This is a genomic window from Pseudomonas sp. DR48, assembly GCF_019823085.1.
GTDB lineage: Bacteria > Pseudomonadota > Gammaproteobacteria > Pseudomonadales > Pseudomonadaceae > Aquipseudomonas.
This window is the reverse complement of the sequence record NZ_CP081946.1, coordinates 6,418,210-6,431,935: the sequence shown is the minus strand read 5'-3', so window position 1 is coordinate 6,431,935 and position 13,726 is coordinate 6,418,210. Positions and strand designations below refer to the sequence as shown.

General features: G+C 59.8%; 16 protein-coding genes. 7 read left to right on the top strand and 9 right to left on the bottom strand.

The features are described 5' to 3' along the window. Positions 1–7: 7 nt before the first annotated feature. Both K5K95_RS29030 and K5K95_RS29025 read right to left on the bottom strand, forming a co-directional pair. Positions 8–247 (bottom strand): DUF2789 domain-containing protein, encoded by a 240-nt coding sequence (locus K5K95_RS29030; protein ID WP_222587276.1) that lies wholly within the window; start codon positions 245–247, stop codon positions 8–10. Between the two features lie 131 nt (positions 248–378). Next, complete coding sequence (locus K5K95_RS29025; RefSeq protein WP_222590456.1) at positions 379–609, bottom strand: hypothetical protein; 231 nt, start codon at positions 607–609, stop codon at positions 379–381. 818 nt (positions 610–1,427) lie between these two features. On the opposite strand from K5K95_RS29025, the gene K5K95_RS29020 reads away from it, so the two are divergent. From K5K95_RS29020 to K5K95_RS29005, 4 genes are all read left to right on the top strand, one after another. Further along, positions 1,428–1,898, top strand: a complete 471-nt coding sequence (locus K5K95_RS29020) for a hypothetical protein (protein ID WP_090185257.1) — start codon at positions 1,428–1,430, stop codon at positions 1,896–1,898. Continuing rightward, positions 1,898–2,101, top strand: a complete 204-nt coding sequence (locus K5K95_RS29015; RefSeq protein ID WP_222587275.1) for a hypothetical protein — start codon at positions 1,898–1,900, stop codon at positions 2,099–2,101. The genes K5K95_RS29020 and K5K95_RS29015 overlap by 1 nt, the downstream gene beginning before the upstream one ends. Before the next feature lie 116 nt (positions 2,102–2,217). Further along, entirely contained in the window at positions 2,218–3,237 is a 1,020-nt protein-coding gene (locus tag K5K95_RS29010) for an ABC transporter substrate-binding protein (protein ID WP_222587274.1), read from the top strand. A gap of 120 nt (positions 3,238–3,357) precedes the next feature. Next, positions 3,358–3,795 carry a DUF3995 domain-containing protein gene (locus K5K95_RS29005; RefSeq protein WP_222587273.1) on the top strand — a complete coding sequence of 146 codons (438 nt, stop codon included), beginning with the start codon at positions 3,358–3,360 and terminating at the stop codon, positions 3,793–3,795. A 117-nt stretch (positions 3,796–3,912) separates the two neighbouring features. On the opposite strand, the gene K5K95_RS29000 is transcribed toward K5K95_RS29005, so the two are convergent. The 7 genes from K5K95_RS29000 to K5K95_RS28970 all read right to left on the bottom strand — a co-directional run bounded on the left by K5K95_RS29000 (position 3,913) and on the right by K5K95_RS28970 (position 11,246). Further along, positions 3,913–4,275 carry a Na+/H+ antiporter subunit G gene (locus tag K5K95_RS29000; RefSeq protein WP_222587272.1) on the bottom strand — a complete coding sequence of 121 codons (363 nt, stop codon included), beginning with the start codon at positions 4,273–4,275 and terminating at the stop codon, positions 3,913–3,915. Next, positions 4,272–4,550, bottom strand: a complete 279-nt coding sequence (locus K5K95_RS28995; RefSeq protein WP_222587271.1) for a K+/H+ antiporter subunit F — start codon at positions 4,548–4,550, stop codon at positions 4,272–4,274. Before K5K95_RS28995 ends, K5K95_RS29000 begins: the two co-directional genes overlap by 4 nt. Then, positions 4,547–5,035, bottom strand: a complete 489-nt coding sequence (locus K5K95_RS28990) for a Na+/H+ antiporter subunit E (protein ID WP_222587270.1) — start codon at positions 5,033–5,035, stop codon at positions 4,547–4,549. Before K5K95_RS28990 ends, K5K95_RS28995 begins: the two co-directional genes overlap by 4 nt. Then, positions 5,032–6,717 (bottom strand): monovalent cation/H+ antiporter subunit D, encoded by a 1,686-nt coding sequence (locus tag K5K95_RS28985; protein ID WP_222587269.1) that lies wholly within the window; start codon positions 6,715–6,717, stop codon positions 5,032–5,034. Before K5K95_RS28985 ends, K5K95_RS28990 begins: the two co-directional genes overlap by 4 nt. After that, positions 6,714–7,058, bottom strand: a complete 345-nt coding sequence (locus tag K5K95_RS28980) for a Na+/H+ antiporter subunit C (protein WP_007986256.1) — start codon at positions 7,056–7,058, stop codon at positions 6,714–6,716. The genes K5K95_RS28985 and K5K95_RS28980 overlap by 4 nt, the downstream gene beginning before the upstream one ends. Continuing rightward, positions 7,058–9,976 carry a monovalent cation/H+ antiporter subunit A gene (locus tag K5K95_RS28975; RefSeq protein ID WP_222587268.1) on the bottom strand — a complete coding sequence of 973 codons (2,919 nt, stop codon included), beginning with the start codon at positions 9,974–9,976 and terminating at the stop codon, positions 7,058–7,060. The genes K5K95_RS28980 and K5K95_RS28975 overlap by 1 nt, the downstream gene beginning before the upstream one ends. Before the next feature lie 244 nt (positions 9,977–10,220). Then, positions 10,221–11,246 (bottom strand): DMT family transporter, encoded by a 1,026-nt coding sequence (locus K5K95_RS28970; protein ID WP_222587267.1) that lies wholly within the window; start codon positions 11,244–11,246, stop codon positions 10,221–10,223. On the opposite strand from K5K95_RS28970, the gene K5K95_RS28965 reads away from it, so the two are divergent. The 3 genes from K5K95_RS28965 to K5K95_RS28955 all read left to right on the top strand — a co-directional run bounded on the left by K5K95_RS28965 (position 11,241) and on the right by K5K95_RS28955 (position 13,716). Next, positions 11,241–11,804: a helix-turn-helix domain-containing protein gene (locus K5K95_RS28965; protein WP_222587266.1), complete on the top strand. Its 564-nt coding sequence runs from the start codon at positions 11,241–11,243 to the stop codon at positions 11,802–11,804. The two genes, K5K95_RS28970 and K5K95_RS28965, sit on opposite strands and share 6 nt — an antisense overlap. A gap of 175 nt (positions 11,805–11,979) precedes the next feature. Continuing rightward, positions 11,980–12,300, top strand: a complete 321-nt coding sequence (locus K5K95_RS28960) for a hypothetical protein (protein ID WP_222587265.1) — start codon at positions 11,980–11,982, stop codon at positions 12,298–12,300. Positions 12,301–12,516: 216 nt separating this feature from the next. Then, on the top strand, positions 12,517–13,716 hold the full coding sequence (locus K5K95_RS28955) for an SfnB family sulfur acquisition oxidoreductase (protein WP_222587264.1): 1,200 nt from the start codon (positions 12,517–12,519) through the stop codon (positions 13,714–13,716). The last annotated feature ends 10 nt before the right edge of the window (positions 13,717–13,726 follow it).

Here is a 13,726-nt window from a genome sequence, read left to right as displayed (position 1 = left end):
GTGCGGGTCAGTGAACCTGGTGCATGCGCAGGTTCAGGTCATCGACCACCCGCGCCCAATCCGCGTCTTCTCGCAATTGCTCTTTCAGGAAGCTTGCTTGTTGCGGGGTCCAGAACTCGGCGTCGATGAGTTTCTTGTCATCAGCCAACGGAGAATGGTCGGCGATGAAGTCGTCGATGGCTTTCTCGCTGGAATCAAGGCCGAGCTGGTCGAACAGGCCTTTCAAGTCATGTATAGGTGAATCCATTGTCATCTCCTTGCGGGTCGCGTCGAATGCGATATCTGAGTGCGGCTTCATTGCATCTGAGGGGGCCGCGCGTCAGGAGTTCGAAAGCGATGGTGGAAAGCAGGAGAGAGCATAGACTGCAAATCTGAGGATCAGGCTTTTAACGCACCTTCATCGACGGCAAGTTTCAGGGCCTTGGCGGCTTCCTTTGCGGCAATGTCGGCGACATCCGAGGTTTTGAACCAGCGATCTTTCTCGACCTGGTGATAGGTCACCGCGGTCAATGGTGGTTTGGCACGCATGACAATGACAGCCTGGAATTCGCCTTCGACCTCTCTGGCTTCGCCCCGGATAAAAAATTCACCGATATCAAATTCCGTCACGTAGCTGCCTTCCCTTGGAAATTTTCTGTTGTATTGAACGCCGTCCGCCCTGGGGACGGATTTCATTGGTCGGGCAGTATGGCAGTTGTTGCCTGTCGACGGCTGAGTTAAGTCATCGGTGTGACGAAACGTCTATGGCAATGAAACCCTGGAATTCGTCAGCCGCGTGACTCGAGTACGCGGGCAAGAGCGCAGGCTGCGTTATGGCTGGCGCGGAAACCTCTGACGCGGCCGGTGGCCGTTTCCTTGATATGAAAGAACGCACTACCCGCCAACACGACCTGAAATTGCGGCATTCGGAGGCTTTCAGGCGCATACGCATGGGGCTGAAAGTCCAGCGCAAGCATCGAGCGAGCGCTATCGTTGTGTCGTGCCATTGGGGATGGCGAAGTGAGTCATGGTGCACATAAGAAGTCCTTTTCCTTGTTTTGCCGACGTGCGTACGTCGTTATGGGTAGTCTCAATGAGCATGGCTGCTCTAGAATCGCCATCACTGTCCGGCGAATGGCGTTCATCTAAAGCAATTTTTTGCTGGCGATATGTCGGAAAAGTGCTTTTTTTAAAGAGTTTTTTCCTTAAAGTTGGTAATCCGGTTTCCTCTGGCGGCTAGAAGGGCTTTTTCCTTCAACTTCTGACGACTTTCCCAGAGGACGGCGCGAGTGATATTCCAGTAGTCTCACTACCTCGCGACGCCTGAGCGCTACGCTCAGCTCAGGATTTCAACCCGGGCCTCATGGCAACATTTTCGGCATGGCCGCTTTTTTCTGCTGTGCGCTTTTTCTGCGTGCGGCATCATTTTCAGATGTGGGGATGTTTCCTTGGCAGTAAGTAATCTCGATATGCATGCTTTGTTCGTGCTGGGTGATTTGCGCGCAAAGCTGGTTAAACAGTTCCAGTCACGTTTCGTTTACATCACCGAACAAAACGCTGAAGGCATTTACATTGCCGAACTCGACACTGAAGAAGCGTTGGTGGTCGATGACAAACCAGGGCTCAAGCTCAAGGTTGGCGATCATTTCAGTGCCTCTGTGCTGCCCAGTCGTGAAGGCGGCAAGCTCGACATCAAGTTCCGCGAAATCAAACTGACGGTGTATGGCCTGGGCGATTACGCCTTTGTCACCACCGCCGATGGTCATGGGATCGTGTTCAAGGAAGGTCATAGCGTGGTGATGGTCTTTGCCGCCCACCAACAGCTGCAGGAAGGCCTGACCAAGACCCTGAAGGCCGTCACCGCCAAAGCCGCCAAGTGGCGCAAGGGCGAACTGGTGACGTTCAAGGCCAGCGAGTAATGACCCTGACCCGCGCTGATTTCCACCAACAGAACCAGGCCAGTGCGCACGTCGAAGCCCGACGGTTGTACGAGCACAAGGCGGTTCTGCAGGGAGCCTGGCTGAGTTGGGTGGCGTCACAGATATACGCGCTGCGTCCGGCGGCCTACGCCAGCATGGTAAGAAGAGAGCTGGCACGGTTGCAGGAAACTTCCGAAAATTAATTCGTGCCCCTCGAAAGCAGGAACCTCTACTACAGTCAGATGACTGAGTATTCAGAGGCTTGCGGTCTTCTGTCAGGCCATCCTGCTAATGCTGTGACAGCACGAGGTGCAAAGGCATGAAAGGATTTCGACGGTTGTTGGTCGCTACCCTGGCCACGTTTGTAGTATTGAGTTCTCCTGCTCCGGTATCCGCCGCTGCGCAGGCGCCGATTCATTTCGCCGATCTGAACTGGGAAAGCGGCAGTCTGATCACCGATATCCTGCGGATTATCGTCGAGAAGGGCTACGGCTTGCCGACCGATACGTTACCCGGGACCACCATCACCCTGGAAACCGCATTGGCCAACAATGACATTCAGGTCATTGGCGAGGAATGGGCCGGACGCAGTCCGGTCTGGGTCAAGGCCGAGGCTGAAGGTAAGGTCGCGAGCCTGGGTGATACGGTCAAAGGTGCCACCGAGGGCTGGTGGGTGCCCGAGTATGTGATCAAGGGCGACCCGGCCAAGGGCATCAAGCCGCTGGCGCCAGGCTTGCGCAGCGTCAGTGACCTGCCCAAGTACAAGGATGTGTTCAGTGATCCGGAAAGCCCGGGCAAGGGGCGCTTCCTCAACAGCCCGATTGGCTGGACGTCGGAAGTGGTCAACAAGCAGAAGCTCACGGCGTATGGCCTGAACGACAGCTATGTGAATTTCCGCAGCGGTTCGGGGGCGGCGCTGGATGCCGAGATCAGTTCATCGATCCGTCGTGGCAAGCCGGTGCTGTTTTACTATTGGTCACCGACGCCGTTGCTCGGCCGCTACAAGCTCATTCAGCTGGAGGAGCCGCCCTTTGATGCCGAGGCGTGGAAAACCCTGACCGACGCTGACAACCCCAATCCAAAACCGACGCGCTCGCTACCCTCGAAGCTGTCGATTGGCGTGTCTACGCCTTTTCAGAAACAGTATCCGCAGATTGCCGAATTCTTCAGCAAAGTCGATTTGCCGATTGATCCGTTGAACAAGGCCCTGGCGCAGATGAGCGAAAAACACACCCCGCCACGTCAAGCGGCGGAGGCGTTCATGAAGGCGCACCCCGACGTGTGGCAAGCCTGGGTGCCCAAGGATGTGGCGGATAAAGTCGCTGCCGGATTGAAGTGATATAGACGTTTGGCAAACACCTCATTGGTCGGGTCACGTACCCGGCCAATGACGAATGTCCTTACAAAAACGTTCAAGGAGGTCCATCCTCCTGCGACATTTAACGTTGGATGTCTGAATATGAGCTTGATGATCGCGCAATGGATCGCTGCCATCTTCCTGTTGATCAGCTTGATCCACCTGTATTGGGCAGCAGGTGGCACATTGGGGAGCGAAGCGGCGGTGCCGCGCGTGCCCGGGGAGGGCGGCGGAGAATCAAAGCCGGCCTTCAAGCCTTCAGGATTCGCCACGCTCCTGGTGGCGGTCGGGTTGCTGCTGATCGCGATGCTGGTGTGTCTGCGGGTCGGCCTGTACCTGCCCACGGTGCAGCACTGGTCGCTGCAATGGGTGATCAGCGCAATTGCGATGCTGATGTTCGCCCGGGCAATCGGCGATTCGAACCTGATGGGGTTCTTCAAGCAGGTCAAGGGCTCGACGTTTGCCCGACTCGACACCTGGGCTTATTCGCCGTTGTGTGTGGTGCTGGGAGCCGGGTTGTTGGCCGTTGCCTGGATTTGAGCTGAGGTAATGCAAGATCAAAAGATCGCAGCCTCGTTGCACTCGACAGCTCCTACAGAGGAAACGCAAGCCCATGTAGGAGCTGTCGAGTGCAACGAGGCTGCGATCTTTTAGCGTCTAGCTCCCGCTTTCGGTCCGTCGGCTACTCACCTCGGCCGGCACATCGTCCCCTGCCATGCGCTTGCGAAACAGCGCCGCCCGCGCCAACAGCAACGTGGTCACCGGCACCGTGATCGACAACAGAATCGGAATCAGCCAGGCGTGCAGCACAGGCGCGGACTTGAGCGCCGAAAAGTAGATGATCGAGGCCAGGGCCACGCACCACGCGCCCAGCGTCGAGGCCAGTGCCGGTGGGTGCATGCGCTGAAAGTAATCCTTCATCCGCACCAAGCCAATCGCCCCGATCAGCGCGAACAGACTGCTGAGCACCAACAGGATCGCCACCGGGATTTCCACCCACAGGGACAGTTGCGTCGTCATTCGATCACCTCGCCACGCAGCAGGAATTTGGCCAGGGCAAACGAGCCGACGAAGCCGAACAGGGCGATCAGCAGCGCCGCCTCGAAATACGTGTCACTGGCATAACGAATGCCCAGCGTCAGCATCATCAGCATGGCGATGATGTACAGGTAATCCAGTGCCAGAACCCGGTCCTGGGCCGAAGGCCCTTTGAACAGCCGGATCAAGGTCAGGATCATCGCCAGGGAAAAGATGAACAGGCTCAGCAGGACCGCGTTCGACAGTAATTCGCTCATTCGAAGATCTCCATCAAGGGGCGCTCATAGGTCGCCTTGAAGTGCTCGATGAACAGCGCTTCATCCTCCAGATCAAATACGTGCAGCAACAGGATGCTGCGGTCCAGCGCCAGTTCCGACCAGACCGTGCCGGGAACCACCGTGCAGATCATCGACAACGCGGCCAGGCCATTGGCGTCGCGCAACGCCAACGGCACCTTGACGAACTGCGAGCGGGGCGCGCGCCGTCCTGCGTTGAGCACGCCACAGGCCACGGCGAGATTGGAGACCACTACATCACGGCCCACCAGCAGAAACAAACGCACAATCACACCGGGCCGACGGATGCGGATCGGTAGCGGCCGCAGTTTGCGCATCATCAGCGGCGCACAGAACCCGAGCATCGCACCCAACAACAGATTGCCGGGGCTCAGCGACAGGTTCAGCAGCAGCCACAACAGCCACAGCACCAGTGACAACCATGGAGCAGGCAACAGACGCTTCATGGCTGCACCTCCAGCATCGCCGCCCGGGATTCGGGGCTCGGTACCACGCGCGTGCCCAACACGGCCATGACGTATTGCTGCGGATTGTTCAAGGCATTGGCGGCGGCCTGGGTGTAGCGCAGCAGCGGTTCGGCCTTGAACGTCAGGGCTACGCTGAGCCCCAGCAGCACGATGATCGGCACGCATTCGAAGCGGCGCAGCAATGGCGATGGCCGTTCCTGAGGTGTCCAGAAGCGCTGGATGCCCACGCGTGCGAAGGCGATCAGCGACGCCAGCCCGGACAGGATCAACAACGCCAGCAACCCCCACGCCGCGTTCGACACCGGTTCGTCAGCGCCATTGCCCAAACCCGACGGATTGAGCAGGGCGCTGAGCAGGCCAAGCTTGCCAATGAAGCCCGAGAGCGGCGGCATGCCGATGATCAGCAACGCACAGGCAATAAAGCTCAAGCCGAGGAACGCCATCGTCCACGGAATTACCTGGCCCACCATGGCTTTCTGCTCGTCGTCGAGGTTGATGCCCTTTGGCGGTTGCAGGGATTCCATGGGGCGAGGCAGCAGGTCGCCGTCGTCGAACAGCGGCATTTCATTGGCAGAACGTGAACGTTCGATCAACTCCGACAACAGGAACAGCGCACTCAGCGCCAAGGTCGAGCTGACCAGATAGAACAGCGCCGCGCCGATCAGGTTCGGCTGGGCAAAACCGATGGCCGACAGCAGAATCCCCGCCGACACCAGAATGCTCAGGCTGGCCATGCGTTCCAGGCGCTGTGCCGCGAGGATCGCGACGGCCGCGCAGACGATGGTTGCCATGCCGCCGTAGATCAGCCAGTCGCCGCCAAAATACGCCGAGGCACCAGCCTTGCCCGAAAACAGCAGCGTCCACAAACGCAGCAAGGTGTAGACGCCAACCTTGGTCATGATCGCGAACATCGCCGCCACCGGCGCGCTGGCCGCGGAATAGGCCGGCACCAACCAGAAGTTCAGCGGCCACATCCCGGCTTTGGCCAGGAACGCCACGGCGAGAATCCCCGCGCCGGCATGCAACAGCCCGCGATCGGCTTGCGGGACCAGCGGGATTTTCAGCGCCAGGTCGGCCATGTTCAAGGTGCCGGTGACGCCATAGATCAATGCCGCGCCGATCAGGAACAGCGACGAAGCCAGCAGATTGATCGAGATGTAATGCAGCCCCGACGACACCCGCGCCCGACCCGAACCGTGGAGCATCAGGCCGTAGGACGCCGCCAGCAGCACTTCGAAAAACACGAACAGGTTGAACAGATCCGCCGTCAGGAACGCGCCATAAAGGCCCATCATCTGAATCTGGAACAGCGCATGGAAACTCGAACCGGCGCCGTCCCAGCGCGCCATGGCGAACAGCAGGGCGCTGACGCCGATGATCCCGGTCAGCACCAGCATCAATGCCGACAGGCGATCGACCACCAGCACCAGGCCGAACGGCACCTGCCAGTTACCCGGCAGGTAAACACCGATGGAGCCGGGCACGCCGGTGCTCTGTGTCCATTGCAGCAGCGCCACGGAAATTCCCAGGCCCAGCAGGCTGGAGAACAGATTGATCTTGGCCTTCAGCGGGCGATGTTTTTCGCCCAGCATCAGCATGATGGCGGCGGTCAGCAGCGGCAGCAGAATCGGTGCGGCGATCAGGTGCGTCATCGCATTCATTCTTTAGGCTCCCGGCCATCGACATGGTCGGTCCCGGTCAAGCCGCGAGAGGCCAGCAGCACCACCAGAAACAGCGCGGTCATGGCGAAGCTGATCACGATGGCGGTCAGCACCAACGCTTGCGGCAAAGGGTCGGTGTAATGCAGCAGGTCCTGCGGCACGCCGTCCTTGATGATCGGCTCCTTGCCGATGAACAGGCTGCCCATGCTGAAGATGAACAGGTTGACGCCGTAGGACAGCAGGCACAGGCCCATCACCACCTGGAATGTCCGTGGCCGCAGGATCAGCCAGACGCCCGACGCGGCGAGCACGCCGATGGCGATTGCGATGACTTCTTCCATCAGACGGCTCCTTTGCTGGCAACGGACTTGGGCAGGGCCGCAGTTTTATGGCCCCGCACCGATTGGTGAGCGATGGCGGTGAGGATCAACAGCGTCGAACCGACCACCACGGCGTACACGCCGATGTCGAAGAACAACGCACTGGCGATATGAATGTCGCCCAGCACCGGCAGGTCGACATGCCAGGTGTGGGTGGTCAGGAACGGATACCCGGCCACCATCGCCCCAAGCCCGGTAGCCGTGGCGAACAGCAGACCGGTGCCCATCCAGCGCAGCGGTCGCAGGCTCATTTGCGCCTCGACCCACTGGGTGCCGGCGACCATGTATTGCAGGATGAACGCCACCGACATCACCAGCCCGGCGACAAAACCACCGCCCGGTTGATTGTGCCCGCGCATGAACAGGTAGACCGACACCACCAGCGCAATCGGCAACAGCAAGCGCACCAGCACCGCCGGCACCATCATGAAACCGAGCGCGGTGTCGCTGGCGTGACGCGGGTTGACCAGATCGGTCACGACATCGGGTGCCAGCAAGCGCTGTTGAGCCGGCAGTTGCAGGCTTTCCTTGGGCGGGCGGAAGCGTCGCAGCAGCGCGAACACGGTCAGGGCCACGGCCACCAGCACGGTGATTTCGCCGAGGGTGTCGAAGCCGCGGAAGTCCACCAGCATCACATTGACCACATTGCTGCCACCGCCTTCGGGCAGGGCGCGGCTGAGGTAGAACGAGGAAATGTCGTTGGGGGTCTGGCGCGTCAACATTGCATAGGCCAGCAATGCCATGCCGCCGCCGACCACGGTCGACAGCAGCAAGTCGCGGATCCGTCGGATGCGCGCCCTGCGCAGGCTGCCCGGCAGCGGCGAGACCTCTTCGATGCGTCGCGGCAGCCAGCGCAGGCCCAGCAGGATCAGCACGGTGGTCACCACCTCGACCACCAGTTGCGTCAAGGCCAGGTCCGGCGCCGAGAACCAGACGAACGTGATGCAGGTCATCAGGCCGCAGACGCTGACCATGGTCAGGGCCGCGAGCCGGTGATACTTGGCCTGCCATGCTGCGCCGAGGGCACAGGCAATCGCCAGCAGCCAGAGAATCACAAACACGATCGAGCCCGGAATCTTCGGCCGCTCGCCCCAGCTCAGACTGCTGTGGAGCATCGGGATCAACCCGGCCAATACGGCGACGAGCACCATCAGGAACAACTGCGCTTGCAGGCGCCGCGTGCTGATCCGTCGCTCCAGGCGACGGGCCAGGCGCATCATGATCACCAGGCCGCGCTCGAACAGGCGCTTGCCGTTCAAGCCGCCAATGAAAGGCGGGTATTTGAACCGTCCGCGCTTGAGCTGATTGCGCAACAGCAGGTACAGCACGATGCCGCCGGACATGGCGATCAGGCTCATGATCATCGGCGCGTTCCAGCCATGCCAGATCGCCAGGCTGTATTCCGGCAGGGTACCGCCCACCACGGGCAGGGCTGCGGCGGCCAGCAATGAGCCGACCACTTGCGCGGGGAAAATCCCGACGATCAGGCAGGTGAACACCAGCAACTCCACGGGCGCGCGCATCCAGCGCGGCGGCTCATGCGGGGTGTGTGGCAGATTGGTGGCAGTCGGGCCGAAGAACACATCGACCGTGAAGCGCAGGGAGTAGGCGACGCTGAACGTACCGGCGATGGTCGCGACAATCGGCAAGGTCATCTCGACCCAGGCGGTGGCGTTGATGAACACGGTTTCGGCGAAGAACATCTCTTTGGACAGGAAACCGTTGAGCAATGGCACGCCCGCCATCGAGGCGCTGGCGACCATGGCCAGGGTCGCAGTAAACGGAATCAGCTTGATCAGGCCGCTGAGCTTGCGAATGTCGCGGGTGCCACTTTCGTGGTCGATGATCCCGGCGGCCATGAACAGCGAGGCCTTGAAGGTGGCGTGGTTGAGGATATGGAACACCGCAGCCACAGCGGCCAGCGGACTGTTCAGGCCCAGCAGCAGCGTGATCAGGCCGAGGTGACTGATGGTCGAGTAGGCCAGCAGACCCTTGAGGTCGTTCTGGAACATCGCGCAATACGCGCCGAGCAACAGCGTACACGCGCCGGCACCGCTGACGATGTAGAACCATTCTTCACTGCCGGACAGCGACGGCCATAGCCGTGCGAGCAGGAACACCCCGGCCTTGACCATGGTTGCCGAGTGCAGATAGGCCGATACCGGTGTCGGCGCCGCCATCGCGTGGGGCAGCCAGAAGTGGAAGGGGAATTGCGCGCTTTTGCTCAGGGCGCCAATCAAAATCAGGGGCAGCAGGATGGGGTAGAGGGGGTGCGCGCGAATCAGATCGCCAGCGGCCAGGACCTTGTCCAGGTCATAGCTGCCGACCACATGCCCGAGCAGCATGACCCCCGCCAGCAAGCACAGACCGCCTGCGCCCGTGACCATCAACGCCATGTAGGCGCCGCGTCGCGCATCGGCGCGGTGGTGCCAATAGCCGATCAGCAGGAACGAAAAGAGACTGGTCAGCTCCCAGAAAAACACGATCTGGATCAGGTTGCCGGAAATCACCAGCCCGAGCATGGCGCCCATGAACGCCAGGAAAAACGCGAAGAACCGCGGCACCGGGTCGTCCGGCGACATGTAATAGCGGGCGTATAAAGAAACCAGCGTGCCGATGCCCAGCACCAGCAACGAGAACAGCCAGGCGAAACCGTCCATGCGCAGGACGAAGTTCAGGCCGAGGCTGGGTAACCAGAAAAATTCTTCACGAATGACGCCGCCATGGGCGATCTGCGGGTACAAGAGGGCAACCTGGAGGGTGCCAATCAAGGCAACCAGACCCGCCAGCAAGGATTCGGTGTTACGCGCGTTGTGTGGCAGCAAAGCCGCCAGACAGCTGCCGATAAAAGGCAGAAGCAGTAGAACTATCAGGGACATAGGCTTCTAATCTGCGGAAGTTTGTGAAGCATCATACGTGCCAGCTCCCCGATCACCAAACGCCAAGCTGTCGCAGAATCCTACAAGGTAGACGGAAAAACCCTAATTCACATTGTTTCTGAGACGTGTCTTCAGCAGGTCCGGCCCCATCGCGGGCAAGCCCGCTCCCACAGGGTTAGCGCAATCCCTGTGGGAGCGGGCTTGCTCGCGAAAGCGATCTTTCAAACACCGCAGATTCCGCTGCTCAACCCTGAGTTTCCTGTTCCAGTTCATTGGCAGGTGCCGCAGACTTACCCTTGGTCTTCAACTCACTGACAATCACCGCCGCCACGATCAACCCCGCGCCCACCAGCGCAATTGCCGGCAGCCGCTCCCCGGCGATCCGCCCGACAATCCCGGCCCACACCGGCTCTCCTGCATAAATCAGTGTCGCCCGGGTCGGTGAGACACTTTTTTGTGCCCAGTTCATCGCCACCTGAATCGCTGCGCTCGCCGCGCCCAGGCCCAGCGCGCTGCACAACAGCAACCATGAGAAATCCGGAATCACTTCCTGGGTCGGCACCACCATCAGGAACGACAGCACCGACGTGGTAGCCAGTTGCACCACCGTCACCCGGCGCACATCGACCTGTCCGGCATAGGTGCTGATCAAGATGATCTCTGCGGCAATCGCCACGGCGCTGATCAACGTAGCGATTTCACCCGGGCTGAAATTGAACGAAGCACCGACAGGCCCCGACAGCAACATCAATCCGGTAAAGGCCAGCATGATTCCGATGCTCGGCATCAACCCCGGGCGCCTCCCGAGCACCAGCCATTGCAGCAACGGCACGAAGGGTACGTACAACGCGGTGATAAACGCCGATTGACTGCTGGGGATGCTCTGCAAACCCACGGTCTGCAGGCCATAGCCGAGCATGATCGCCACGCCGATAAACGCCCCGGCCTTGAGTTCGAACAGGGTCAGCTCACGCAGATGGCGCCAAGAGAACAGCGCCACAATGATCGCCGCCGCGGAAAAGCGCAGGCCGACAAAAAACATCGGCCCGCTGACGGTCATGGCGTGCTGTACCAGAAGGAATGTCCCGCCCCAGACCATGGTGATCAGCACCAGCACGCACTCGGCCTTGCTGAACCGCGAGAAGCGGGGAGAAGTGTGAGGGGAGTTCACCGACGTCATGACCTTGCGCGCTACCTGAGGGGGACGCACAATGCGCCGAATGTTGCGCAGTATACTGCCCAACCCCACCAAGTGAGCAATATAGTGCACAAAGATTCTACTCCTCGGGCTTCGGTCCTCCAGCACGTCAGCCAGAACGTTCGACGCTTGCGCCATGCCGCCGACATGAGCCAGACCGCGTTGGCTGAAAAGTCCGGTGTCAGCCGGCGCATGCTGGTGGCCATCGAGGCCGGCGAGAAGAACGTCAGCCTGACCACCCTCGACCGCGTGGCCGAAGCGCTGGACGTGGCGTTCAGCGACCTGATCCAGGCCCCGGATGCCCGCGACCCCAGCCGCATCAACGAAGTGGCCTGGGCCGGAAAAATCCCCGGCAGCAAAGCCGTTCTACTGTCCAAAGCCACCGCTACCCGTGAGGTGGAGCAGTGGGAGTGGTGCCTGCAACCTGGGGAAATCTATCCTTCGCAACCGGACGCCGAAGGCTGGAGCGAGCAGATATTTGTCTTCGAAGGCTGCCTGACGTTGATGCTGGGCGAAACGCCGCATGAGATCGCCGCCGGCGAGTTCTACATGTTCGCCAGCGACCAGCCCCATGCCTATCGCAATGATGGATTGGTGGCCGCGCGGTTTGTGAGGAATGTGGTGATCTGATTGCGTCAGACCGTTCGTCGGGGAAGGCCCGATAACTGTTATTTCTGACAGTAGACGTTGAGCCGTGGTTGATCTCGAATGGAGCTTAGTACGGAGTAACCCAAGCCAATTCTTTTTGTGCGCCGGTGCGCCGGAAGAGAAGCTATTTCGAACGTCAACTGAAAGGACTTGGACAATGGAAGACGCACTCAAAATCAAAGAAGCTAAAAATGGTGAAATCATATTGACGGAGGTTTCCTCCAAAGGGGCCACCGCCCTTATACCGGTACCAGACACTGCTGATATCTACCGTGTTGAGGTGTTCATTGAAGATGTGCAGGTCGCTGAAAAAAAGGAGCTCGAACCGGCCGGCGAGTATTACGAAGTCAGTGTGCCAAAGGATCACCTCCAGACTTACGTAACCAGGAAAGTTGCGTTTACCTACACTTTGTATGACGTATATGACAATCAGTGGGGGCCTTCCGAGCCAGTCAGTTATCTCATCAGGCAATCCTGATCGAGTTGTAGAATGCTCATTTTCCGCTCAGGAAAATGGGCATTTTTTTTGTTTTGAGGTGTTGCGCTCGCAACACTGAGTCGACAGTTTGTCGATATTTTCTCGATGGGCTGATTTACGTACGATCTGTAACTGTATGAATATTAAAAGTTAATTATCTTGGCACGACTTGTGTAACGGTTTCTGGGTACTCACCCGAAACCCCGGAGTCGTCCCATGACAGCCCCTGCCCAACCCCGCACCGCCCACGTGATCCGTTCGGACGCCGAAGCCATCGCCGTCGCTCATAAGCTCGCCGCACGCTTTGCCGTCGAGGCCAGCATTCGCGACCGCGAGCGACGTTTGCCGGTCGCCGAGCTCGACGAGTTCTCCGCCAGTGGCCTCTGGGGCATCACCGTTCCCAAGGCCTACGGCGGCGCAGGTGTCTCCTACGTGACCGTCGCGGAAGTGATCAAGATCATTTCCGCCGCCGACTCGTCCCTCGGCCAGATCCCGCAAAATCACCTCGGTGTGCTCGACATCCTGTTGCAAACCGCCACCGAAGAGCAGAAGCGCTACTACTTTGGCAAAGTCCTGCAGGGTTATCGCTTCGGTAACGCCTTTTCCGAATCCAAAAGCAAAAATGCCGGTGCTTTCGAAACCCGTATCCGGTTTGATCAAGACACCGCGCAAATCGATGGCGAGAAGTTCTACTGCACCGGCGCCTTGTTTGCGCACATCGTCCCGGCGGTGGCGGTCAACGAACAGAACCAGGCATTCATCGCTTTCATCGAGCGCGACACTCCCGGCCTGACGGTGATCGACAGCTGGGACGGTTTCGGCCAGCGCACCACGGCCAGCGGCGGCGTCACCTTGAACGCGGTCACGGTTCCGCTCAGTGCGGTGATCCCGGCCCATAAGGCGTTCGACGAACCCACCGCCGACGGTCCGATCTCGCAAATCATCCAGGCGGCGGTGGATACCGGCATTGCGGTCGGCGCCCTGGAAGAAACCAAGCGCTACGCCCGTGAAGCCCGGCCATGGATCGACAGCGGCCAGGATCACGGCTGGCAGGACCCGTTCAGCATCGCCGCGATTGGCGATCTTGAATGGCGCGTCCACGGCACCGAAGCGATCCTGAAAAAAGCCGGCCTGGCCATCGACGCGGCGTTGCTCACTCCGAATGAAGACACCGTGGCCCACGCTTCAGTGGTGGTCGCCCAAGCCAAAGTGCTGTCCGCCGAAATCGCCTTGCTTGCCAGCAGCAAGCTCTTCGAACTGGCCGGCACCCGCTCGGTGCTCGGCAAATACAACCTCGACCGGCATTGGCGCAACGCCCGCACCCACACCCTGCACGACCCGGCTCGCTGGAAATACCACCTGATCGGCAACTACTTGCTCAACGGCGTGAAGCCTGCGCGCCACGCCTGGAACTGAGGAGCCCTCC

What these genes read in the sequence shown, in the direction of transcription:
- K5K95_RS29030 (WP_222587276.1), bottom strand. Translation starts at nt 247, where the DNA reads ATGGATTCACCTATACATGACTTGAAAGGCCTGTTCGACCAGCTCGGC.
- K5K95_RS29015 (WP_222587275.1), top strand. Translation starts at nt 1,898, where the DNA reads ATGACCCTGACCCGCGCTGATTTCCACCAACAGAACCAGGCCAGTGCG.
- K5K95_RS29010 (WP_222587274.1), top strand. Translation starts at nt 2,218, where the DNA reads ATGAAAGGATTTCGACGGTTGTTGGTCGCTACCCTGGCCACGTTTGTA.
- K5K95_RS29005 (WP_222587273.1), top strand. Translation starts at nt 3,358, where the DNA reads ATGAGCTTGATGATCGCGCAATGGATCGCTGCCATCTTCCTGTTGATC.
- K5K95_RS29000 (WP_222587272.1), bottom strand. Translation starts at nt 4,275, where the DNA reads ATGACGACGCAACTGTCCCTGTGGGTGGAAATCCCGGTGGCGATCCTG.
- K5K95_RS28995 (WP_222587271.1), bottom strand. Translation starts at nt 4,550, where the DNA reads ATGAGCGAATTACTGTCGAACGCGGTCCTGCTGAGCCTGTTCATCTTT.
- K5K95_RS28990 (WP_222587270.1), bottom strand. Translation starts at nt 5,035, where the DNA reads ATGAAGCGTCTGTTGCCTGCTCCATGGTTGTCACTGGTGCTGTGGCTG.
- K5K95_RS28985 (WP_222587269.1), bottom strand. Translation starts at nt 6,717, where the DNA reads ATGAATGCGATGACGCACCTGATCGCCGCACCGATTCTGCTGCCGCTG.
- K5K95_RS28980 (WP_007986256.1), bottom strand. Translation starts at nt 7,058, where the DNA reads ATGGAAGAAGTCATCGCAATCGCCATCGGCGTGCTCGCCGCGTCGGGC.
- K5K95_RS28975 (WP_222587268.1), bottom strand. Translation starts at nt 9,976, where the DNA reads ATGTCCCTGATAGTTCTACTGCTTCTGCCTTTTATCGGCAGCTGTCTG.
- K5K95_RS28960 (WP_222587265.1), top strand. Translation starts at nt 11,980, where the DNA reads ATGGAAGACGCACTCAAAATCAAAGAAGCTAAAAATGGTGAAATCATA.
- K5K95_RS28955 (WP_222587264.1), top strand. Translation starts at nt 12,517, where the DNA reads ATGACAGCCCCTGCCCAACCCCGCACCGCCCACGTGATCCGTTCGGAC.